This window comes from Microtetraspora niveoalba, from assembly GCF_001570405.1.
Taxonomy (GTDB): Bacteria; Actinomycetota; Actinomycetes; order Streptosporangiales; family Streptosporangiaceae; genus Microtetraspora; species Microtetraspora niveoalba.
The window spans coordinates 132,569-154,199 of sequence record NZ_BBYM01000017.1 but is presented as its reverse complement, the minus strand read 5'-3'; the positions used below and the strand labels follow the sequence as shown (position 1 = coordinate 154,199).

Genomic DNA, 21,631 nt, shown 5'->3' with positions numbered 1-21,631 from the left:
AATATGAGTTACGTAACATCTGGAGACGGGCGTACCCGCAGGCGGCTCACCACCCAGATCAAGGACGCCCTGCGCGGCATGCACAACCAGCTGTCGATGCTCAACCGCCAGGTCGGCGTCCAACTCGCCCTCAAAGACATCGACATGGGCTGCCTGGACCTCATCAGCCGACACGGGCCGCTGAGCCCAAGCACCTTGGCTCGCCAGGCCGGGCTGCACCCGGCCACCATGACCGGAATCCTCGACCGGCTGGAACACGCCGGCTGGATCGCCCGCGAACGCGACCCTGACGACCGGCGCGCCGTCACCGTCCGGGCGCTGCCCGACCGCGGGAGGGAGATGTACCAGCTCTTCGCCGGAATGAACTCGGCCATGGACTTGATCTGCGCCGAGTACGACGAGGAGCAGCTCAGGCTGCTCGCCGACTTCCTCCGCAAGACCACTGACGCCGGACTCACCGCGACCCGCGACCTCACCACCGGCGGCGATGCCTGACCGCGTGCCTGCGCATCGACTGGACCGTGCCGGGCTCGAACAGCCGACCTTTGCAGCTTGCGAGTGCGTTCGTCAGCCGGTCGGCTCATCCAGGTCACGCCGTGTGTGCAGGGTCTCCGGGTGGGTGTGGCCCAATACGCGGACTCTGCCGTCCAGTTTCGTCTGGAGTTAGCGCCTGCCGCCCTCCACATCACCTCGCGGGCACAGCAGCGTGGCCAAGGTGTGACGGGTTCTCGGCGTCGCGGTGTGATCCGCGCCGAGAAGACGTTGCTGCTCGCCCCGCACCCCGCCCCCACCGGCTCCCGCATTGCCTCCCGCGCCGGGGCGGCAAAAGGGGAACATGATGCCCCCAGCTGTGGCGAGCAACTGACCAGCACCTAAAGGCCGGTACGTTCAGCCACAAGGCGGTCGGCATAGGAGGCCACGGACCTCCTACGCCGACCTGCGGTGTCTGCTGCGGGCTCTTCAGTGCGACTGCCGTGTGCTGTGGTAGCGCTGGGCGAGCCGGGCGAGAGCGACTGCGCCGAGCAGGAGGCCGAAGTCGCGCAGCGCGATGTCGTAGTGACCGGGGATGGTCAGCAGCTTGAGGATGATACCGGCCAGCCGGGCGGCGTGGGCAGAGGGCCAGTACTTGGCGCCCTGGAGCGTCTCGCCTTTGAGGGTGGCGTTGAGGGCCTCAGCGAGCGTTATCCGCGCTGGTGCCCACCGCTCCCATCGACTGGCGCACCCCGAGCTGCCTGCACACGGCGGCAAAGTCAGCAGAGGTGTATTGCGCCCCGTGGTAGCTGTGAAAGATCGCCCCGATCCGCGCACGTTCACGACATAGCCGTCGACCGTCGTGGAGCTTGAGGCCTGGGCAGGGCGACGGGGGTGACCGGTCCGGGAACGGTGACGGTGCGGCTGAGAACGAAGTCTTGGCCCTTGCCTGAGCCGGTGTCCGGAGTGAACTGGGTGAACAGCCGCCATGTCCCGGGCTGAAGCGCGGCCAGCGAGGCGGTCCAGACGCCATCGGAGGCCATCGTCGGGTGGATGTGCTGAGAACCGGTCAGGTCCGAGCGGATGGCGTAGAAGTTCAGCACCTTGGTCTGCGTGATGGCGAAAGCGGTGACAGGCTTGCCGTTCGGGCCGGTAATGGTGAAAACCGGTAGTCGGCGGCCTTGCCGGACGGCAGTGTGGCGGTGCTGGAGGCCATCGTGTAGCCGGCCTGCTCGGAGGACAAGCCGTCCATGGTGCCCATACCGGGTATTGGCGACGACGTGGCGGGCATCGAGCTGTGGCCCGTGCTCAGCACCGGGGCATGGTCCCCAGAACCGGGGTTGAGGCCGCAGGCGGCGAGCACGAGCGCGAGCGCGGCAGGAACTACGGCCACGACGCCAGCACGCCGACGCGATAACCAGCGGGAAGAGACACCCATGACGAGGTCCTTCGGGGGCGCACCATATGTGGGCAAGGCACGGTCATGCGATGCCCGTGCTATTTGGTGTTCAGAGCACATGGACGACGTGCACCTCATGAGTTAGCGGCAGGAGGCTCCGCTCTATGACTCGTTCCCCCGCTGACCGCCACCATGACGGCCACTACGAGTCATCCGGCCCAAGGTAGGTCGTGGAGTTGTCAGCAACCGGCATGAAAGACGTGGAATGTCTTCCATCCAGGGCGGGCCGATGTAACCGTGGTTGCAGAGGTGTTTCGTCGGGTGCTGAGGGGAGCACACGATGCACACTGTTTCGTTCCCACGCATGAGCCGGATCCGCACAACAGGGCTTGTGGTGATAGTCGCGCTGGTGACAGCATCGGGCGGCTCGGGCATGGCGACCGCGTACGCAGCTGACGGGGACGCACCACAACAGGACCCCCTCCTGCGGCCGGTGGCCACCAGCGAGGCCGACTGGAAGTCGACCGCCCAGGCACTGGGCAGATCCGGAAAGCTGTCAACCGATCACACCGTGTACCGGGTGGGATTCCCCCGATCAGACCTCAAGGTCACATCCAAAGGAGTTCCCATCAAGCCGGGGTTCGCGCTGGGCTCGTACGCGGCCTTCACCCGCTACGGAGACGGCCAGACGATGATGATGGGCGATCTCGTGGTCACCGAAGATGAAGTGGGCAAGGTGACCGACGCCCTACAAGCGGCCGGGATCTCCCAGACCGCACTGCACAAACACCTTCTGGCCCACGAACCGCCAGTCTGGTGGACCCACATCCACGCCATGGGAGACCCGGCGACCATCGCCCGCGGCATCCGCTCCGCTCTGGATCAGACAGCCACCCCTCCCGCATCCCCTCCGTCATCACCACCGCCGATCGACCTGGACACCGCCGGGATCGACGCCGCCCTGGGGACTAAAGGCACGAACGACGGCGGCATCTACAAGTTCACCTTCGCCCGCCGCGAGGACGTCTCCTCCGGCAACCGGGTCACCCCAGCGGGGATGGGCGTGTCCACCGGCCTGAACTTCCAGCCGACCGGGGGCGGAAAGGCCGCCATCAACGGCGACTTCGTCATGACCGCCCCAGAGGTCCAGAACGTCATCCGCGCTCTCCGCCGGGGCGGCATCGACATCGTCGAGCTGCACAACCACACCCTCGACGATCAGCCCCGCATGTTCTACATGCACTTCTGGGCGGTCGACGATGCCGTCAAGCTCGCCCGCACGCTGCATCAGGCGGTAGCGGCCAGCAACATCAAACCGGCTGCCTGAAGCTACGGCCACCAGCAATAGGGGGCGCGATGAACGGGACGGCCGGACACCACAGCCAGGCCGGTATGTGGAAGTCGCTGCGCCGGCTCCTGCTCCCGGACCGCGAGGCGGGACTGGCGGCGCTTCGCTGCGGGGCTGAATGGCGGCGCTTGGGCGCCCGTCTCGGCGCCCGACGCGATCCGGTCGCCCAGACGGGGCACGCGATCATTCGGGCGAAGCGGGACAGGCGAAGCTGAAAGGGGGAAGCGGCCACACGACCAGCGGGATGGGCTGGCGTTCGAGTTGCCGACCAGGGCGTTCGCCCGGAGACACCCATCACCAGCCCTCCCGTACCAGATCAGGTACAGGAACCGCGCCGATATGGCGTGCATGAGATCGCATCCGCGCTGATCGGCGCCACCGCGCTATGAGATGCCTGCCACCCGGGCGGGCCCCCGGCAGAGGTGATGGGCCGTGAACATGCGGCACGGCGGGACAGGCGAATGGGTGCTGCCGTCCTACCGGCTGCCCCGCGAGCCGTCCACCCCGCGCATCGGCGTTTGGCGCAAGCTCAAGCGCCTGGGCGTGGCACAGCTGTCCGATGGGCTGGTCGCGCTGCCGGCCGACGCGCGTACTCGCGAGCAACTGGAGTGGATCGACGATGAGGTGATCGAGGTCGGCGGGACCGCCGGGATCTGGCTGGCTCACCCCGCCACAACCGCCCAGGAACGACGGCTCGCGGCATCGATGTCTGCTGCCAGGGCGGCCGAATACGCCGCCGTCAGCGAGCAGGCCGCACTCGCACTCGCGTCCGGCCAGGACGAGGCGACCCGGCACTCAGCCGCCCGACGGCTGCGGGCCGAGTTGCGCCGCATCGGCCGCCGCGACTACTTCCATCCGCCCCAGCGCCGCACCGCCCACGCCGCGGTCGATGCCCTCATCGCCCCAGGCGGCCACCGGCGAGGAGACGAAGGAGCGGCAGAGATGAAGTGGAGTACCCGCGCGGGGGTTCACATCGACAGGGCCGCGTGCGCATGGCTGATCCGCCGTCACATCGACCCCGACGCGGAGTTCGTGTTCGTCGGTGACCCGGCCACCGGCAGCGCTTCCGTACGCGGGCCGAGGCACGGATGAAGATCGCGACCTGGATCGTCGACTTCTACAACACCAGCAGGAGGCACAGCGCTAACGACGGGCTGCCGCCTGTCACGTTCGAGCGTCAGATGATTGAGAAGAGGCAAGCATCAACGGCCCTGCTGAGGGCCGCTGTGGCATAGGACCGTCTCCACGCTTTCAGGGGATTGACAGGCCCGGTGGCTGGCGATGTTGCCCCGGACATCGGCGGTCGGGACGCCGGCCTTGCGACAGAGCGATGGTATGACTGCGGTGTTGATGTAGGTGTTGGCGAGACGCTTGGCCCGGTGGGCGAACAGGAAGTCCACGTGCTCGCTGGTCTTGCGGTCGAGCATCTTCGGCTGCTGCGGCCGGAGCTCCTGCCATGCCTCGATCGCCTTGCCGAGCAGGGGGTCGACGGGCTTGGTGAACGAGGTACCGGTCTTGTGGGTGGGGATGTCCAGCAGGCAGACGGCGTCCCGCACCAGAACCTCGCCGGAATCTCCGGGGATGGGGAATCCGTCGTGCTGCCAGCGGATGCAGCCGCTCCCGTGCGTGGAACTGCGGCGTCCACGGAGGCGATCCGCACCCGCGCCTCCTCCACCGAATGATCCGCACATGTTCGAGTTCACGGTCGCGGCGGGACGCCCCTCCCCGACCCCTGAGGGTGAGTTAGCCTCGCCGAACATTCGCATGCCGATATTCGTCAGCTCCCTCAGGTCCGCGGGCGCATCACATGTGCGCACCGCTGCGCGCATATGAGTTCCAGGTTCCGAGCTGGTTCCTCATCTCGTTCACGGTGGCCTCCGACACACTCTGCACATCGACGGTGGCTTTCAGTGCTAAGAGGACGCGGCTCTCAAGATTGCGGATGTTTCGCTCACTTCGCCGACTTCCTCACGCACTCGCAATGGAGGATTTCGAGTCCGTGAATCACCCCTGGATCATCTACCTGCGGGCTTGCCTGGGCATTCGGGAGCCTGCCGAGTGGATATCAGACACAGATCACGTAGACGGTTCCCTTAGCCTTCCTGGCGACGGCCAGCCAGCCCGTTGGCTTGTCCTTGGCCACCAAAGGAGCACTCGCGATGATCTCCCGGCCGTTCTCCGCGGGCTCGTCCAGGAAGAATCCTCCGCCCGTCGCGGTCTTCCCGCTGGGGCAGTAGACGATCTTGTTGCCCGAGCCGGGGAAGTTAAAGTCCCCGTGCTCGACGCTCGCCTTGATCGAGTCGGCCGGCCCCTGTGGGATGTTCTCATTCCATGAAAGCTTGCGTTCGTTGGCCCTGCACGTGGTCGTCTCGGCGACGATGCGGACGTCGCCCGACCCGTTCTTGACGCAAGCGTTGATGACGCCGGAGTCTGAGGATGCGGCGGCCATGCCGCCCGCCGCAAAGAGGGACCCGGCGAGCACGCCGACCGTCAAAGCAGCGATTGTGCGTCCACTCGAAGACTTGATGGCCATGGGATACATCCCTTCTGAGAAACTCTCCGGCGCCCGTATCTCTGCTTGCCGCCAGCAACGGCCAAACTGGTCAGACATTGCTCATCGGCGAATGAAGTCTGGGGCGGGCCTCTTGCAACCGGCTTAAGAGGGGATTGCATGTGGTATTGGCCCAGCCGTGAAGACGCCGACGTTGGCGGGTGTGCCGAACACCTGCTGCGTGCGGACCTGAATGCGGCGCGGCCGACAGTTAGGCACGCCGTTTCCAACCTGTTCCTTATCAGGCAACGACGAAACGCGCTCGAACTGGTCTCACAGAGTCGCCACCTGCGGGGATCGTCTGCTGTCGTCCGCCAGCATCCATGGTTGTCCATCGCCGTTGTCACGCAGTTGGTCACGCACCCGACCTTCTACTTACAAGGGAAGGGTAGATGCGTCGTCAGCAGCATCCCTGCTTGCTCAGATGGTAGACGCGGGCCGGTGGCGTGTGATCGTGTAAGGCCGCGTTGCTGTACGGACTGCTGTACAGATTTACGCCTGGCATCACCGCGAGCCCCGGGCCGGTAGCCCGGTTCGGCCACAACATGGACCCGCCGCAGTGGCGGCCCCTATGCAACCCTGATCCTGTGATCGCGTATCGAGTGCAGGAGTACAGCGGAACGATCGTTGCTCGTGGCCGGCAAGGCATTCACGCGTCAGCTATCGAAGCACTAATCGCATTGCTTTCCCCATGATCGGACACATCGATCCCTACGACGACACGATGTTCAACCGCTTGCAGGTCGACACTCTCGTCGAGGAACTGGGACGCTCGTCCGGGTCATGGAACAGGCGGTGCGTGACGGGATCATCGATCGCAACCCTGCACGGGTGACCGGCTGGCAGCGGGAGTATCAGCGGGCAGAGGACGAACTGGATGACCCTCGATCGCTGGCACTGCCCGATTGGGAGACTCTCTCCAAGCTCGCCGCCGCTCTGGTCGAGCGATCGGCGGACAGGTACGCGGGCTGGGGTGACGTGGTCATCTTCGCCGCCTGTACAGCTGCCCGCATCGGTGAGGTCTCCGGGGTCAGGGTAGGCGATATCGACCGCAAGGCGTGGACGTGGACCGTGCGTCGGCAGACGACTCCCAGCCCTGGCGGGGCCGTGGACAAGGGGACGAAGGGGAAGCGTGCGCGCGTCGTCCCGCTGATCGTGGAAGTGCGTGACCTGGTTGCCCGGCGTCTGGATGCTCTCGGCTCGAACCCTTCCGCCCGGCTGTTCACCGGCCCTCGGGGCGGACGCATCACCACCGCGGTGCTCAGAGACGCCACCCATTGGGATGACGAGGTGACACGCCTCGGCTACGAACACCTTCGCCGGCATGATCTGCGGCACACGGGTCTCACCTGGATGGCCGACGCCGGCGTTCCGGTCCACGTGCTCAGGAAGATCGCCGGACATGGATCCCTGACGACGACCCAGAGATATCTTCACCCCGACATGCGCTCGATCTCGGAGGCTGGGGCCGCGCTCAGCGCCCATCTCGCGGTCAGACGGTCCCCAGATGGTCCCCGGCTCAGGGCCGTCTAGCTGATCGCAAGGACACCCACAACACAGCAACAAGGCCTGCTGACCAGGGCTCTTGCCCCGGCCGACAGGCCTTGTTTTACTGTCGGGACGACAGGATTTGAACCTGCGACCCCTTGACCCCCAGTCAAGTGCGCTACCAAGCTGCGCTACGTCCCGTTGCCCGGCTGGCCGAGCGACACCAACCTTAGCGCAGATTCCGCCCACGTGCGTACACGTCGTCCCTCGGCGGGCCTAAGCTGTCGATCATGGGAAGAAAACCGCTGGTAGATCATGAGGAACTGGCCCGGCTGGCCGCGGCCGGATGGTCGAACGCGGACCTCGCCGCCCGGTTCGGCGTGACGGAGTCCGGCATCCTCCAGGCGAAGAGAGCGGCCGGGCTCTCCAAGCGGATGACCGACCACAGCCGGGCCCTTCCCTGGAAGCTGCGCCGCGAACACAACCAGTCGGGGCCCGCCACCAATCTCCGCAATCTGTCCTCGGTGGCGCAGGGCCGTACGGTCCCTAAGGAGAAGCTCAACACGGCGCTGCGCTGGGCCGGCCGTCTCGTCGACAACGGCCTCGACATCGCCTACGACCCCGAGCGTGGCTTTCACGAGGTTCCGGCCACCGCGGAGTCCCATGTCGCCGCCGTTCTCGCGGAGGCGCTGGCCGTGCTGGAGACACCCGAGTGACACGGCCGCTCGCCTGGCGTACGGCGCCCGCGCGGCAGGCGGTCTGTTCCGACCTCCTCGGCGAGTTCCGCCGCCGTGACGAGGTCCCGACCTCCTCGACGAGTTCCGCCTCGTCGCCATAGCCGGTCGCCTCCGGAGCGGCCGGAGCGGCCGGTGCGGCCGGAGCGAGATCGGGATCGGCATACCGGCATTTCCCGGCGCCCCCCATCGAGCGACACCGACGGAGACCGTGAAGGCGGCCCGCGCCCGCAATGGCTGTGCCGTACGTCCGAACGAGACTCTCTGTCCGCGACGGCCATGAGCGGTGACCCGACTCCCGCACGCGGCGGGCTCCCGGCCGGGCCGTCGCCATGTCCAGCCCGCCGGCGCACCGAAGCCGCCGCCCTACCGCCTCCCCGGCAGCGAAACGTCGGTGAGATCCCGGCTCCGGGCCGTCTCAGTCGTGCCGGTGGATGCGGCGGTTCTCCTCATGCACGTGGACGTGGGGTTCGACGGTCGGCTCAGGGGTGTACACGGTGTCGGGTTCGACCACCTCGACCGTCTCGTCGGTGCGGGGCCGGCGCGTGTAGAGACCGGTCAGCAGCGCTCCCACGGCGCCGACGGCGATGAGGATCCACCCGATCACGTGCAGGTCGATGCCGGGGACGTCCCAGTTGACGGCGAAGGCGAGGACCGCGCCGACGGCGATGAACGCAAGACTTGCTCCGAATCCCATGGTTTGCCTCCTCTTGCGGTGACCGTCCGGGCTACCCGGGAAACCCGGCATTACGCGCGCTTGACCGTCGCTTTCGACTCGGTCCGTGCGCTTGAAGGCCCGTATCCAGGGCAGTGCGAAGCGACAACGCACTCATCTCTGGAGGCTTGTATGACCCCCGTCGCATGGCTCGTCGTAGCCATTGCCATCGTGGTGGTGATCCTCGCGGTGGGTTACGTCATGATGACCAACCTGAACCGCCGGCGCCGCCTGCAAGATCGCTTCGGCCCGGAGTACGAACGTACGGTGCGGGAGCGCGACAGCCGGAGAGAGGCCGAGGAGGAGCTGCGGGCTCGCGAACAGCGGCACTCCCGGCTCGACCTCCGCCCCCTCACGCAGGAGGCGAGGAACTCCTACGCGCGGAAGTGGAGCGAGGTCCAGGAGCGCTTCGTCGACGCCCCGGGCTTCGCGGTGACCGAGGCCGACACTCTGGTCACGTCCGTGATGGGCGATCGCGGCTACCCGACCGAGAACTTCGAGCAGCGCCTCAGCGACCTGTCGGTCGAGCACGCCTCGACGCTCGACCACTACCGCAAGGCGCACGACATCAGCAGGCGCGCGGCCAGGCGGGACGCCACCACCGAGGAGCTGCGCCAGGCCATGGTCCACTACCGCGCGCTCTTCCAGGAGCTGCTCGACGAAGTGCCGGCCGAGTCCGACGGCCACCGCGCCGTACGTTCCAGTGCCAGGGAGGCTGATCACTGATGGAGAGGGACCGTTACGACTCCAGGTACGGCAACGGCCGGGCCGCGACCGGCGAGGAGCCGGTCGGGATCCGGCGGGACGCCGGTTCGGAGGGGCAGGCCGAGCGGCACAGCAGGTTCGAGGGCCCGGGTCCCGTCTACTCCCCCGAGGAGGCGGAAGCGACCTGGGACACCGGCGAGGCAGGGGGCCGGGGTGCGCCGGTGGCCCCGGAGGGCTTCGAACCGAGCGCGCCGGTACGCCGTGAGGACGCGATGCCTCAGACCCCGGCACGTGACGCGACGGGCGCCGCGCGATCGGGCGGCTTCGAGCGGCCGGGGAGAGAGCGGGCCGCCGTACCGGCGCAAGGGGACGTGCTCGCGGCGGGCCGCCCCGGCGGGACGAGCCGGGATCCGGGCCGTACCGGCGTGACAGGCGAGGACAGCCGCGACGCCGGGCAGGAGGGCGCGGACACCGGGCAGGAGTTCGCCGGGATCGACGTGGACCGTCGATGGCGCGACATCAAGGCCGCGTTCGTCGACGATCCGCGCGGCTCGGTCGAACAGGCGGACGCCCTCGTCGGCGAGGCGGTCTCCGCCATCACCGAACGGCGGCACAGCCTGGCCGACCACTGGAAGAACCCCGACGTCAAGGACACCGAGGAGTTGCGGCTCGCGCTGCGCGAGTACAGGACGCTGCTCACTCGGTTGACCGGAAAGTGAGGCCCGCATGTTAGCCGTCGTCGCCGCGATCGTCTTCGGGATCGCCTTCCTGTTCGATCTCCTCGACGTGGGACTCGGCATCGGCACGACCGCGCTCATCGCGCTCGGTCTGTGCCTGCTGGCGCTGCACCAGGCCGGGATCGGTACGGCGAGCGCCTGGCGCGGGGGCTGGCGCTCCCGTGCTCGGCGCTGACCCCCCGCCCGCCCGATCGGGTGATCATGTCCCCCAGGCCCGCGTCCCCCCGATCGCTCCGGTCCCCGGTCTTCCGAGGTCCGAGGCCGTCCCGGTCCGGGCACGTCGAGCCCCGGACCCCCGGTTCGCGCCCCTCGGCACCGACCCGAGACGCGACGCCGACCGCGCCGGTGCCCGTACGAGCCCCGGCGCCGGCCGCCGGGGCGGGGATCGGTCGGCGGCTCCGGGAACAGATGGGAGCCCGGCGGCCGCCGGAGACGATCGGAGCCCGCTCGAATGAGAGAACCCCCGGATCGGCCACCACACGGCAGGCGTTCCCCCGGAAGCGGAGTTCCCCCAGAAACCGGCCGAGACAGAAACCGTCCGAGACCCGACAAGGGCGGGGAGAGACGGAAGGGGCTGATCTTCATGAAGCAGAAGGCACGCGACGTCATGACTCCCGATCCGGTGACGCTGCCCGAGGACACGCCGGTGGTGCGGGCGGCCAAGCTCATGCGCGACCAGGCGATCGGCGACGTCCTCGTGACCAAGGGCGACCGGCTGCGAGGCGTGGTCACCGACCGCGACATCGTCGTCCGGGCGGTCGCCGAGACGCGTGACATGAGCGTGACCCCGATCGGGGCGCTGTGCTCGACGCACGTCGTGACCGTGAGCCCGGATCAGGACGCCGACGACGTGGTCCGGTTGATGCGCGAGAAGGCGATCCGCCGCGTACCCGTCGTGGAGAAGGGGCACGCCATCGGCATCGTCTCCCTCGGCGACCTGGCGGTGGAGTGGGATCCCACCTCGGCGCTGTCGGACATCAGCGCCGCACCGCCGAGCGACTGACGACGTTCCGCGGACCCCCACGGGTTCCGAGATCAGCGCCGCACCGCCGAGCGACTGACGACGTTCCTCGGGCCCCCGGGTTCCGGGATCAGCGGCCGACGGGCTCGCGGGCGGGCGTGTGCGGCGTGGTCCGGGCGGCGAGCTCGAACTCCTCGCGCGGCCGCTGGAGTGCGCCGAGCGACACGATCTCCCTGCGGAAGAACAGGGCGAGCGTCCAGTCCGCCAGGATGCGGGACTTGCGGTTGAAGGTGGGCATCCGCGACAGGTGGTAGCTCCGGTGCATCAGCCAGGCCACCATCCCGCGCAGCTCCCGGCCGTAGATCTGGGCGACGCCCTTGCGCAGCCCCAGCGCGGCCACCGCGCCCGCGTTCCTGTGCCGGTACGGCTTGCACGGCCGGCTCCTGATCGTGGCCAGGATGTTGTCGGCCATCCGCCGGGCCTGCCGTACGGCGTGCTGGGCGTTGGGCGGGCAGAACTCGCCCGGCCGGGTGAGGTCGGGGACGGCGGCGGTGTCGCCGGCCGTGAACGCGAACCGGGTTCCCTTGATCTGCAGGAACTCGTCGGCGAGCACCCGATCCCTGGAGTCGAGCGGCAGGTCGCCCGATCGGACCAGCGGGTGCGGCTTGACGCCGGCGGTCCAGACGAGGGTCTCGCAGTCGAACTCCTCGCCGTCGTCCAGGACGATGTGCCCGTTCTCGGCCGACAGCAGCCGGGTGCGCAGCCGGACGTCGATGCCGCGCCTGCGGAGCTGTTCGGCGGTCCAGCGGCCCATGTCCAGCCCCACCTCGGGCAGGATGCGGTCGGTCGCCTCGATGAGGAACCAGCGCATGTCCTGCCGGCGCAGGCCGTGGAAGTACTTGACGGCGTCGCTGACCATGTCCTCCAGCTCGCCGAGCGCCTCGACTCCCGCGAATCCGGCGCCGACGAAGACGAACGTGAGCGCGCGCCTGCGGAGCCGCTCGTCGGAGCTGGACGCGGCGACGTCGAGCTTGCCGAGGACGTGGTTGCGCAGGTGGATGGCCTCTTCCACGGTCTTGAACCCGATCCCCCGCTCGGCGAGGCCGGGGATCGGCAGCACCCGCGAGATCGACCCGGGAGAGAACACCAGGTAGTCGAAGCCGAGCACCCGTTCCGCCCCCTCGTGCGGCCGGAACTCGGCGATCTTCTCGGCGAGGCTGACCCGCAGGATGGTGCCGTTGAGGATCTCGCACCGCGAGAGCACCCGGCGCAGCGGCACGACGACGTGCCTGGGCTCGATGCTCCCGGCCGCGGCCTCGGGCAGGAACGGCTGATAGGTCATGTAGGAGTCGTAGTTGACGACCGTGATGCGGGCCTCCGCGCGGCGGAGTCTGCGCTGCAGCCGCAGCGCCGCGTACATGCCGACGTAGCCGCCGCCGACCACGAGTATGCGGGGAACAGTCATGGGGGGCTACTACCCCTGTCAGACGCTGAAACGCATCGTGACGGTGGTCCCGTTGCTCCCCGTTTCGATGCAGATGTCGGTGCTGAGCTTGCGGGCCACCCACAGGCCCATGCCGCGGGTGGCGTTCTCGGGCGGGGCGGCGCGTCCGGGCGGGCCCTCCGGCCGCCACTCCCTGCCCTCGTCGTGTATGTCCACGACCAGGGCGTCGCGGTCGCCCCACAGGCGCAGCCGCGCCTCCTCTGCACCATGGGTCACGGCGTTCGTCGCCACCTCGTTCAGCGCGACGACGAAGTCGCCGACGGCGTCCTCCCGCATCCCCTGGCTGCGCGCCTGCACCGCGGCGAACTCGCGCACGTCGGGCAGGTCGGCCAAGGAGAACGTGAGCTCCTTGGCCGTGCCGGGAACGGACGGTGGGACGCCATCCTCGCTCACCGGGTAACGCCTCCCACAGGACATTTCCGAATCGTCGGCCGCAAGATGCCGGATGTCGAACATACCCCGGAACGGCGGCGCCCCGACGCCACCGTCCCCCGGGCAGGGGCCCGTCATCCCGCGACGAGTTCCGACCGGAGCTGGTCGAGCACCTTCCGCAGGATCCGCGAGACGTGCATCTGGGATATGTGGAACTCGGCCGCGATCTCGGCCTGGGTCAGGTTGCCGTAGAACCTGAGCAGCAGGATGTTCTTCTCCCGCTCGGGCAGCTCGTCGATCAGCGGCTTGACCGCCTCACGGTCGACCAGCGTCGCCAGCGCGTCGTCCTCCTCCGGGAGCACGTCCCCCAGCGCGGCCGCGTCGTCGTCCGCGCCCAGCGGCGCGTCCAGGGACAGCGTGCTGTACGCGGCGGAGGCGTCCATCGTGAGGAGCATGTCCTCCTCCGAGATGCGCATCTTGGTGGCGAGCTCGGCGACCGTCGGGAACCGGCCGAGCTCCTGGGTCATGTCCGCCACGAGCCGGTTCAGCTCGGAGCGGCGCTCCTGGTAGAGCCGGGGGACGCGGACGGCCCAGGTGCGGTCGCGGAAGTGCCGTTTCACCTCGCCGGTCATGGTCACCATGGCATAGCCGCGGAAACCGTGCCCGAGGGTCGGGTCGTACCCGTTGAGCGCTTTCATGAGCCCGACGTAGGCCGCCTGGAGGAGGTCCTCCAGCGGCTCTCCGCGGTGCAGGTATCTACGTGCGACGTCCCGCGCCATGGGCAGGTGCATCTCGACGACCATCTCGCGGAGGCGTTCGCGCCGCTCCTGGGACAGGTCCTCGCGGGCCAGTTCGGCGAGGAGCTCCTCGGCCGTCGGCCGGTCCTGGTCGATCGGCCGTTCCGCGGAGTGGGCGTGCTTCGCCCGGGACGGCGGCGTTCCCTTGCGTCCGCCCGCCGGTCCGGTCTGCTGGGGGATGGTCGCTACTCGAGCCTCGGCAGCCATCTGGAATCTCCTCGTACTCGCATCGCGAGCGACGCCGAGCCGGGACCAGCCCACGCAGACGGCGCGCCTCGCTACAACATCGAGACAGGGCCCTCTGCTGGACCTCTCCTCCGATATTCCCCCAAAGTCCGAAGTATCACCACCCCCTGAGCGCCAGTAAAGTTGCCGGACAGGCCTCGCGCGGCGGGGCCTCCGTTCGTCGAGGGAGTGTCGGGAAAGTGCTGCCCGTCGTGAGCGTGGATTCGGACGTACGCGCCGCGAGGCGGAGAGGGAACCCGTAGCCCGGGAGGCTGCGGCGACGACACCGCGACGACCGGCCATCCGGGTCGCGCGCGGCGGAACAGGACTTTCGAGGCACGACTTAGGAGGCGCGAGGTGCCGAACCCCGGGACGTTGTCCCTGCACTCCACGGCGCACGCCACGCCGGCGGGCGGCGTCGTTGTGATCCACGTCACCGGGATGCTCGACGCGACGACGAGGGAGGAGTTCTCCGGCTATCTGGACTCCGCCGCCGACGATCAGGGGCCGGGCATGGTCCTCGACCTGGCCGGGGTCACGTTCATGGACTCGCGGGCGCTCGGGCTCATCGTCCACCACTGGCAGCGCGCGACCGGGGCCGGCGCCGACTTCGCCCTCGTGGGCGTGCAGTACCCCAGCTCCAAGGTGATGTGGGTGACCGGCCTCTCCCAGAGGCTGCCGATGTACGACACGCTGGACGAGGCGCTGGCTGCGTTCGGCGCCGACGGGGAGCGGCTCGGGTAGCTCAATCCGCGCTCTTGCCGCCGTGCTTGTTCTGGTGCTCGGTGACCAGCAGCCTGGCCAGGTCGGCGACCTTGACCTGATGGTGCTGCGACACCCGCCGCAGCTCGTCGAACGCGGCCTCGGCCGAGCAGCCGCTCGCCGACATGATGATGCCCTTGGCCTGGTCGATCACCGAACGGCCGGCCAGGGCCTCCTGCATCTGGGCGGCCCCCGTGACCACGTCGTCGTACTCCCAGATGTTGGACAGCACCACGGTGACCTGCTCGGCGAGCATGGTCATCAGGGGGCTGCCGCCGGCGAAGGCGCCGGGCCGCACCGCGTACAGGCCGATGACGACCACGGCGCGGTCCACCTCGATCGGCAGCGCCAGCACCGAGCGGACGCCGAGCCGCACGGCGGTCGCGGCGTAGCGGGGCCAGCGCGCGTCCCGCATCACGTCGGCGATCACGACCGGCCTCCCGGACGCGAGCGCCTCCCTCGACGGCCCCTCGCGCAGGTCCCGCTCCTGGTCGGTGAGGGCGATGAGCTCGCTGTGGGAGGCGGCGAGCAGCACCCTCCCCTCCTGCCACAGCTCGGCGGTGCCCGCCGCGCATCCGGGCACGCCGCGCGCCACCGCCTCGGTGACACCGCGCAGCACGCTCTCGTACGACACGCCCTCGGCGACTCTGCCCAGAGCGGCGAGGTCGCGGGCGAGGCTCGGCGTGGTTTCCATGACAGGAACCGTCATTCCCCTACTTTCTGCCTTAATACGGACCCCGTCGATTCGCGGAATCCGGTGACGTACCTTCGAACGAGAGAGGGGGCAAATGTTGACCAACCTACCCGAGCTGGAACGTGAGCTGAGCGGGCTGGCCGCCCGCATCGCCGCGCTCCGCGAAACGTCCGCGCCCGGTGCCGCGCTCGACGAGCTGGAGGCGGCGGAGGAGCTGCTCCGGTCGGCGCTCGCGGAGCTCGGGAGGAGCCGCAGGCGCAGGGAGGGTGGCAACCAGCGCGAGCAGAAGCTGCTGCGCCAGATCTTCCGCGCGCTTCCCGTCCCGGTGGTCGTCATGGACACCGGCGCCGTGGTGCGGCGGATCAACAACGAGACCGCCCGGCTGCTCGGCAGCCCCGCGGGTTATCTGCTCGGGCGGCCGTTCCCGCTGCTGGTGGACGTCTCCTGCCGCGCCGCCTTCCGGTCCCACCTGACCGCCGTGTTGCACGGCGACGAGAGCGCGACCTTCGAGACCCGGCTGGCCCACCAGGGCCGCACGCACACCGTGCGGCTCGTGCTCAGCAGGCTGCGGATGCCGGGCGAACCCCGCGAGATGATCGCGGCGGTCGTGCTGCCCACCGACGTGCGGCTCCCGGAGGCGCCCGCCGCGGGGGCCCCGGTCCCCGACGACTCCGCGACCATGGCCGCCGCGCGGCGGCACGACCTGCTCGCCCGGCTCACCCGGCTGCTGCTCGACGAGGAGAGCCTGCGCGAGCCGGTGGCCCTCATCCGCGCGGCGCGGCTGCTCGCCGCCGAGACCGCGGACTGGGTGGTCGCGGACGTCTTCCGGGACGGGGCCCTGCACCGGGCGGCCGTGGTCCCGCCAGCCAGCGAGCCGGCGACCCGCCTGCAGCGCGCCGTCGAGGGGATGGACCCGGCGAGCGCGCCGGTCGTGGGCCAGGTCCTGGAGACCCGGAGCGGGACGGTGCACGAGATGCTGGCCGACGACGGGCTCCTCGGCCCCGGCGTCCTCGACGGCATGCGGGCGGGGTCGCTGCTCTCCGTGCCGATCGAGGCCGGCCAGGAGCTCGTCGGCGTCCTCACGCTGGTACGGCTGCGCGACCGCCCGCCGTTCGGGCTCGCGGACCTCGGCCTGCTGGAGGAGGCCGGAGCCCAGCTCGGCCTGGCGATGCGGGCGCAGCGCGGCTTCCAGCGCCGGTCCCAGGCGGCCGAGACGCTCCAGACCGGCGTGCTCCCGCGTACGCTCCCGGACATCCCCGGCTTCGAGACGGCGGCGGCGTACCACCCCGGGTCGGAGCCGCGCGCGATCGGCGGCGAGTTCTACGACGTGTTCCCGGTCAGGGACGGCTGGGGGTTCGTGATCGGCAGCGCGGCCGGCCGGGGCGAGGAGGCCGCGTCGGTCACCGCTTTGGTGCGCGGCGGGCTGCGCGTGGTCAGCGTAGGCGAGGACGACCCCGCCGAGGCCCTGCGCAAGGTCAACGACGCCCTGGTCGCGCAGAACACCGGCCTGTTCGTCATGGCGGCGGCGGGTTTCGTACGGGGGCGGCGGGTCCGGCTCGCCTCGGCCGGGCACCACCCGGCCGCCCTGCTCCTCCCGGACGGCGGGGTGCGCTTCGCCGAGGGCGGCGGCGTCCCGCTCGGGTTCGAGGAGGGCGCCGTCCCCGCCGCCGAGGAGCTGACCATGACGGCCGGTGAGACGCTCCTGCTCTACTCCGACGGCCTGGTGGGCTCCCGGGGCCCGGACGGCGCGAGCTACGGCGAGGGCCGCCTCACGGAGGTCCTGGCGCGGTGCGCCGGCCAGCCTCCGGGCACCGTGGTGAAGGCGATCGAGGAGGACCACCGGGAGTTCTCCGGAGATCGTGTCCTCGACGAGATGACCGTGCTCACCCTGCGCCGATCCCGCTGACGTCCGTAGATCTCCGGCGGTCGCGGCGGGTCCCGTTCGCCCTGCTCAGCGACCGGCCGGGGAGGACGAAGCGCCGTGGGAGCGGCCCGCACCCCCTGGCGGGCCGACTCTCCTGGGAGCGGCGGAACCATCATGTCCGGACGAAGAGCGACTGTGTGTGATTTCCACCGATTCAGGGGTTTAGCGCGAGTTGGAGCGCGGTAAACTCTGCGGAGTAGTTGGTGCCTAAGACGCAGGCACACCCTTTTTCCAAGCTCTCTAGCTTGAGGTGTGCCATGAATATCGCCATTGTTTCCGCGCAGGCCCTGACGTCCGACACTCCCGCCATCGCCCGTGAACTCGCCCGCGGCCATCGGGTGACGGTGTACACGCGCTCCGCCGCCGGCCAGCCGTCCAAAGGCGTCGCCATGGAGCAGGTGGCGGCGGGCCCGGACGTGGAGCTGTCCGAGAGCGACCTGCTTCCCTACCTTCCCGACTTCAGCGCGGGCCTCATGCGCCGCTGGCGCGAGGAGCGGCCCGACATCATCCACGCGCACTCGTGGGCGGGCGGCCTCGCCGCGATCGCGGGCTCCGAGGGGCTCGGCGTACCGGTCACCCAGACGTTCCACGGGCAGTTCCACGGGGGGCAGACGCCGGTCCGGCGGCTGGAGTGCGCGATCGGCCGCCAGGCCCGCGCCGTCATCGCGACCTGCGCGGACGAGGAGTCCGAGCTGATCCGGATGGGCGTGCCCCGCCGCAACATCTCCGTCGTCCCCAGCGGGATCGACGTCGAGCGGTTCCGCCGCCAGGGGCCGTCGTTCCCGCGCGGCGACCGGCCGCGTCTCCTCCACGTCGGGCTGGGCACCGACCCCGGCGAGATCGCCGGGAGCGGCGCGGCGACCGCGATCGGCGCGCTGGCGGCGATCCCCGACACCGAGCTCGTGGTCGCCGGGGGCGACGACCTGAGCATCGAGCGGCTGCGGGCGATCGCCAGGGAGCACGGGGTCGCCGACCGCGTGGACCTGCTCGGCCCGGTCCCGCACACCGCCATGCCGAAGCTGATGCGCAGCGCCGACCTGGTGCTCTCCCTCGCCCCGACCGTGCCCACCGGCCTCGCCGCGCTGGAGGCGATGGCCTGCGGCATCCCGGTCGTCGCGTCCGCCGTCGGCGCGCACCTCGACTCCGTCGTGGACGGGGTCACCGGCTTCCTCACCCGGCCGGGCCGTCCCGCCGAGACCGCGCTCCGGATCCGCGAGTTGCTCGGCGACGTCACCCTGCGTACGGCCATGGGCTACGCGGCGGCCGACCGCGCCCGGTCCCGCTACTCGCTGGAGCGGATCAGCATGGAGCTGCTCCGTGTCTACGAGCGCACCTGCGCCTGATCCCGGCCGGACACGTTCCGGAGAGCCTCTCAGGTCACCCGGCCCACGCCGCGCCGCCCCGGAGAGCCTCTCCGATCGCCCGGCCCCCGCCGCGCCACCCCGGTGATGCGGGGCCCCCGCCGAGCGCTCCGCGCCTCATGGCGGTCCGGGGCACTCGGCCCGTACGGCCCCTCAGGGTGCGGCGGCCGGGGATTCCCCGGGGGCCGGATGCCCAAACGGCATGTTCCTGTAATTGAAGTGAGATCGGTGCTTTGATGCGTTCATGTCACTTCACGGACCTGGCTTAGCCGTGGCGGCGGCGATGGTGATCGCCGCCGCCACCGCCTGCGCGAGCGCGGAACCCGCGTCGGTCCTGACCGCCGCCGGCGAATCCGCCACCGAAGTGCCCACATCTCCGGCCGCCCCCTCCTCCGCGGCCGCCCGCGAGACGAAGGGGGACCCGGTTCCCGGCGCGCCCCGGACGACCTCCCCGAGGGAACCGCGCGCGGCGACCGTCGACCGCGGACCGGTCCGGGAGCGCGGGGACGCCAAGGTGCTGCCGCCCGCTCCCCCCGCGGCGCCCGCCCCGTGGGGCGGCCCGTCCCGGCCGGCTTCCGATCCCGCGTACCCGGACGGCACCTTCGCCTATCCGGACGACCGGGTCATGATCTACCCGGATCACACCTTCCCGTACGCCCCCGGAGTGGACGGTGCGGGAGTCGGCGGCATCGGCACGGGTTACGCATGGGGCGCCTTCGGTCATCCCGATGGCCGGATCCCGTGGCGGGACGGCGGGAACCCGTATGGGCACGGAAACCGATACCGGGACCGCTACGAGAACGGCTACGGCGATGGCTACGCGGACGGCGCCGGTGCCGGCTACGGAGACGACTACGCCGACGGCGCGTACGGCTACGAGCCCAGCGGAGACTACGCGGACGGTGTGCCCGGAACGTACCGGAACGGGTCCTCGGACGGCGCGTCCGGCGGCGATGGGAACGGATCCTCGGCCAGCGTGTCCGGCTCTGGGAACGGATCCTCGGGCAGCGCGTCCGGCGGCTCCGGCGGGTCCCCGCTCCCCCTCGGCGGCTCCGACAGCTCCTCCGTGATCCATCCCGCGACCGGGGCCGGAACGGGCACCGGGGTCACGGGCACCGGGGTCACGGGCACCGGGGTCACGGGCACCGGGGTCACGGGCACCGGGGTCACGGGCACCGGGGCCGGGCAGTCCACGACGGGCCCCGAGTGGGGGGCCCCGATCCTCGTGGAGGACTTCAACGGGACCCGGATCGACGAGAGCAAGTGGGGCGTCTACGACTCCCCGAACGCCCGGACCAACCCCCGCACCTCCCGGGCGACGAGCGTCGCCGGCGGGATGCTGCGCATGACCGGCGGCATCTACGGGGGCAAGGACCTGTCCGGCGGCGTGGCGAGCACCCTGCTCCAGCAGTACGGCCGGTGGGAGGTGCGGCTGCGCACGGAGGCCGGCGCGGGCTACTCGGCCGTGGCGCTGCTGATGCCGGAGGACGTGACCCCCTCCAACTACGCGGAGGTCGACTTCGTCGAGGTCGGCGACATCCCCCGGCAGCTCAGCGGCGTCTTCGTCCACGGGAGCGACGGGCAGCGGGCGGCGGGCTCGATGCGCGCGGACTTCACCCAGTGGCACACGGCCGCCGTGGACTGGCTGCCGGACCGGCTGACGTTCTGGCTGGACGGCAAGATGGTCTGGAACTACACCGGCCCGCTGGTGCCGAGGAACCGGACGATGGGCCTGGCGCTCCAGAACGACGTGATCTGCGACGGCGCCCTGTGCCGGAACGCGTCCACCCCGGCGACGGTCACGATGTACGTCGACTGGGTGCGTGTCTACCGGGCTCCCCGATGAGGGCGGCGGCCTTCAGCGACAGGTGGAGCAGCAGCCGGTCCCGGCCGTCGGCGAGGTCGAGCCCGGTGAGCTGCCCGGCGCGGCCCAGCCGGTAGTACAGCGTCTGCCGGTGGACGCCGAGCGCGGCCGCCGTCTCCTGGACCTGGCCGGCCCGGTCGAGGTAGGTCTCGACCGTGCCCGCCAGGTCGCCCAGGGACGCCGACTCGGCGGCCAGCTCGGCGATCTCGCTCCTGGGCAGCCGGGCCAGGAACCGGTAGACACCGAGGCCCGCCCAGTCCGCGACCGGCCCGGCCTCCCGCACGTGCTCGGCGACCCGGAGCGCGAGCACCGCCTCGGCCCAGCTCTCCCAGGCGTCGCCGGAGTCCTCGCGGGCTCCCCCGACGCCGGCGGCCGTGCCGTACGCGGTCTGGAGGGTGCGGGCGACGGCGGGCGCCTGCGACGCGGGGGCGAGGACGGCCGTGAGGGGCTCGGGGCCGTCGCCGGGCTCGGCGAGGACGCCGCGCGGGAGCCGCCACAGCGCCCCCGCCCGGTCCGGCGCGGTCCGTACGGCTATCGCGGCGACGGGGCCGGTGACCTGCAGCGCGGCGGCGGCCCGGGCGGCGGGGTCGGTGGAGAAGAAGTCCCACAGGCGCGCCCGGCCGGTGCGGGCCTCCCGCGCGAGGACGGCGGCGGCGCGCTCGACGAGCGGCGCCACGGCGGCGAGCCTGACGTCGGTCAGCGCGCCGGAGTCGAGGAGCCACAGATACCCGTAGGTCACGCCGCCGTGCCGCAGGGGCACGCACACACGGTCGAGCATCCCGCGCAGGCCGGGGATGCCGGGGATGCGGACCGGCACGGTCGAGGTGGCGATGCCGTACGCCTCGAAATGGGCCCGGACCTCGTCGCTGGCCCTCCTGCGCAGGATCGACTCCTGGCGGACGGCGTCGATGTCGCCGCTCTGCGCGCCGTACGCGAGGAGGTGGAACGAACGGTCCTCGATCGTCACCGACGCGTCGAGCAACCGCGCGATCTCATCGACGATTTCCTGCATGGCGTCA

General features: G+C 70.3%; 23 protein-coding genes, 1 tRNA gene and 1 pseudogene. 14 read left to right on the top strand and 11 right to left on the bottom strand.

Translation table 11 applies throughout. The features are described from left to right. Positions 1–3: 3 nt before the first annotated feature. The gene (locus tag AWQ70_RS17300; protein WP_067177182.1) at positions 4–495 is read left to right on the top strand and encodes a MarR family transcriptional regulator; all 492 of its coding nucleotides are present in this window, start codon (positions 4–6) and stop codon (positions 493–495) included. A gap of 597 nt (positions 496–1,092) precedes the next feature. On the opposite strand, the pseudogene AWQ70_RS41245 reads toward AWQ70_RS17300, so the two are convergent. Both AWQ70_RS41245 and AWQ70_RS38955 read right to left on the bottom strand, forming a co-directional pair. Beyond that, positions 1,093–1,297: pseudogene (locus AWQ70_RS41245) on the bottom strand (IS3-like element ISRhosp5 family transposase); the annotation flags it as partial. A 13-nt stretch (positions 1,298–1,310) separates the two neighbouring features. After that, positions 1,311–1,574, bottom strand: coding sequence for a hypothetical protein (locus AWQ70_RS38955; RefSeq protein WP_157530121.1), 264 nt, complete (start codon positions 1,572–1,574; stop codon positions 1,311–1,313). A gap of 636 nt (positions 1,575–2,210) precedes the next feature. Here AWQ70_RS38955 and AWQ70_RS17290 point away from each other — a divergent pair. The 3 genes from AWQ70_RS17290 to AWQ70_RS42380 all read left to right on the top strand — a co-directional run bounded on the left by AWQ70_RS17290 (position 2,211) and on the right by AWQ70_RS42380 (position 4,453). Then, positions 2,211–3,197 (top strand): DUF1259 domain-containing protein, encoded by a 987-nt coding sequence (locus AWQ70_RS17290; protein WP_218004556.1) that lies wholly within the window; start codon positions 2,211–2,213, stop codon positions 3,195–3,197. Between the two features lie 459 nt (positions 3,198–3,656). Next, entirely contained in the window at positions 3,657–4,310 is a 654-nt protein-coding gene (locus tag AWQ70_RS17285; protein ID WP_281197041.1) for a chromate resistance protein ChrB domain-containing protein, read from the top strand. Further along, entirely contained in the window at positions 4,307–4,453 is a 147-nt protein-coding gene (locus AWQ70_RS42380) for a hypothetical protein (protein ID WP_157530119.1), read from the top strand. The genes AWQ70_RS17285 and AWQ70_RS42380 overlap by 4 nt, the downstream gene beginning before the upstream one ends. Here AWQ70_RS42380 and AWQ70_RS17280 read toward each other — a convergent pair. Both AWQ70_RS17280 and AWQ70_RS17275 read right to left on the bottom strand, forming a co-directional pair. Beyond that, positions 4,421–4,774: a hypothetical protein gene (locus tag AWQ70_RS17280; RefSeq protein ID WP_067177175.1), complete on the bottom strand. Its 354-nt coding sequence runs from the start codon at positions 4,772–4,774 to the stop codon at positions 4,421–4,423. The genes AWQ70_RS42380 and AWQ70_RS17280 overlap by 33 nt on opposite strands. Positions 4,775–5,283: 509 nt before the next feature. After that, positions 5,284–5,751 (bottom strand): hypothetical protein, encoded by a 468-nt coding sequence (locus tag AWQ70_RS17275; protein ID WP_157530118.1) that lies wholly within the window; start codon positions 5,749–5,751, stop codon positions 5,284–5,286. A gap of 801 nt (positions 5,752–6,552) precedes the next feature. Between AWQ70_RS17275 and AWQ70_RS17270 the strand changes: the two genes are divergently transcribed. Further along, positions 6,553–7,302 carry a tyrosine-type recombinase/integrase gene (locus tag AWQ70_RS17270; protein ID WP_218004555.1) on the top strand — a complete coding sequence of 250 codons (750 nt, stop codon included), beginning with the start codon at positions 6,553–6,555 and terminating at the stop codon, positions 7,300–7,302. Between the two features lie 82 nt (positions 7,303–7,384). On the opposite strand, the gene AWQ70_RS17265 is transcribed toward AWQ70_RS17270, so the two are convergent. Further along, positions 7,385–7,458, bottom strand: a tRNA-Pro gene (locus AWQ70_RS17265). Positions 7,459–7,547: 89 nt separating this feature from the next. On the opposite strand from AWQ70_RS17265, the gene AWQ70_RS17260 reads away from it, so the two are divergent. Beyond that, positions 7,548–7,973 (top strand): hypothetical protein, encoded by a 426-nt coding sequence (locus AWQ70_RS17260; RefSeq protein ID WP_067177170.1) that lies wholly within the window; start codon positions 7,548–7,550, stop codon positions 7,971–7,973. A gap of 436 nt (positions 7,974–8,409) precedes the next feature. Here the strand turns inward: AWQ70_RS17260 and AWQ70_RS17255 are convergent, their stop codons facing one another. After that, positions 8,410–8,688: a DUF6458 family protein gene (locus tag AWQ70_RS17255; RefSeq protein WP_067177168.1), complete on the bottom strand. Its 279-nt coding sequence runs from the start codon at positions 8,686–8,688 to the stop codon at positions 8,410–8,412. Between the two features lie 150 nt (positions 8,689–8,838). Here AWQ70_RS17255 and AWQ70_RS17250 point away from each other — a divergent pair, with 150 nt between their 5' ends. The 4 genes from AWQ70_RS17250 to AWQ70_RS17235 all read left to right on the top strand — a co-directional run bounded on the left by AWQ70_RS17250 (position 8,839) and on the right by AWQ70_RS17235 (position 11,151). After that, a complete protein-coding gene (locus tag AWQ70_RS17250) occupies positions 8,839–9,432 on the top strand; it encodes a hypothetical protein (protein ID WP_067177166.1) in 594 nt (197 codons plus the stop codon). Further along, positions 9,432–10,130 carry a hypothetical protein gene (locus tag AWQ70_RS17245; protein WP_067177164.1) on the top strand — a complete coding sequence of 233 codons (699 nt, stop codon included), beginning with the start codon at positions 9,432–9,434 and terminating at the stop codon, positions 10,128–10,130. Before AWQ70_RS17250 ends, AWQ70_RS17245 begins: the two co-directional genes overlap by 1 nt. Positions 10,131–10,137: 7 nt before the next feature. Next, complete coding sequence (locus AWQ70_RS17240) at positions 10,138–10,323, top strand: hypothetical protein (protein ID WP_067177162.1); 186 nt, start codon at positions 10,138–10,140, stop codon at positions 10,321–10,323. A gap of 408 nt (positions 10,324–10,731) precedes the next feature. Next, positions 10,732–11,151 (top strand): CBS domain-containing protein, encoded by a 420-nt coding sequence (locus AWQ70_RS17235; RefSeq protein ID WP_067177160.1) that lies wholly within the window; start codon positions 10,732–10,734, stop codon positions 11,149–11,151. An 88-nt stretch (positions 11,152–11,239) separates the two neighbouring features. On the opposite strand, the gene AWQ70_RS17230 is transcribed toward AWQ70_RS17235, so the two are convergent. From AWQ70_RS17230 to AWQ70_RS17220, 3 genes are all read right to left on the bottom strand, one after another. Continuing rightward, on the bottom strand, positions 11,240–12,574 hold the full coding sequence (locus AWQ70_RS17230) for an NAD(P)/FAD-dependent oxidoreductase (protein WP_067177157.1): 1,335 nt from the start codon (positions 12,572–12,574) through the stop codon (positions 11,240–11,242). Positions 12,575–12,592: 18 nt separating this feature from the next. After that, a complete protein-coding gene (locus tag AWQ70_RS17225; RefSeq protein ID WP_067177155.1) occupies positions 12,593–13,006 on the bottom strand; it encodes an ATP-binding protein in 414 nt (137 codons plus the stop codon). Positions 13,007–13,119: 113 nt separating this feature from the next. Further along, entirely contained in the window at positions 13,120–13,989 is an 870-nt protein-coding gene (locus tag AWQ70_RS17220; RefSeq protein ID WP_084517244.1) for a SigB/SigF/SigG family RNA polymerase sigma factor, read from the bottom strand. 375 nt (positions 13,990–14,364) lie between these two features. Between AWQ70_RS17220 and AWQ70_RS17215 the strand changes: the two genes are divergently transcribed. Further along, the gene (locus tag AWQ70_RS17215) at positions 14,365–14,751 is read left to right on the top strand and encodes an STAS domain-containing protein (RefSeq protein WP_067177153.1); all 387 of its coding nucleotides are present in this window, start codon (positions 14,365–14,367) and stop codon (positions 14,749–14,751) included. A 1-nt stretch (position 14,752) separates the two neighbouring features. On the opposite strand, the gene AWQ70_RS17210 is transcribed toward AWQ70_RS17215, so the two are convergent. Beyond that, on the bottom strand, positions 14,753–15,463 hold the full coding sequence (locus AWQ70_RS17210; protein WP_067177151.1) for a GAF and ANTAR domain-containing protein: 711 nt from the start codon (positions 15,461–15,463) through the stop codon (positions 14,753–14,755). A 94-nt stretch (positions 15,464–15,557) separates the two neighbouring features. Between AWQ70_RS17210 and AWQ70_RS17205 the strand changes: the two genes are divergently transcribed. From AWQ70_RS17205 to AWQ70_RS38945, 3 genes are all read left to right on the top strand, one after another. After that, positions 15,558–17,369 carry a SpoIIE family protein phosphatase gene (locus tag AWQ70_RS17205; RefSeq protein ID WP_157530117.1) on the top strand — a complete coding sequence of 604 codons (1,812 nt, stop codon included), beginning with the start codon at positions 15,558–15,560 and terminating at the stop codon, positions 17,367–17,369. A gap of 275 nt (positions 17,370–17,644) precedes the next feature. Beyond that, positions 17,645–18,730 carry a glycosyltransferase gene (locus AWQ70_RS17200; protein ID WP_067177149.1) on the top strand — a complete coding sequence of 362 codons (1,086 nt, stop codon included), beginning with the start codon at positions 17,645–17,647 and terminating at the stop codon, positions 18,728–18,730. Between the two features lie 289 nt (positions 18,731–19,019). After that, complete coding sequence (locus AWQ70_RS38945; protein WP_067177147.1) at positions 19,020–20,594, top strand: glycoside hydrolase family 16 protein; 1,575 nt, start codon at positions 19,020–19,022, stop codon at positions 20,592–20,594. Here the strand turns inward: AWQ70_RS38945 and AWQ70_RS17190 are convergent. Further along, the gene (locus AWQ70_RS17190) at positions 20,548–21,624 is read right to left on the bottom strand and encodes a PucR family transcriptional regulator (RefSeq protein ID WP_245647008.1); all 1,077 of its coding nucleotides are present in this window, start codon (positions 21,622–21,624) and stop codon (positions 20,548–20,550) included. The two genes, AWQ70_RS38945 and AWQ70_RS17190, sit on opposite strands and share 47 nt — an antisense overlap. Positions 21,625–21,631 lie beyond the last annotated feature (7 nt).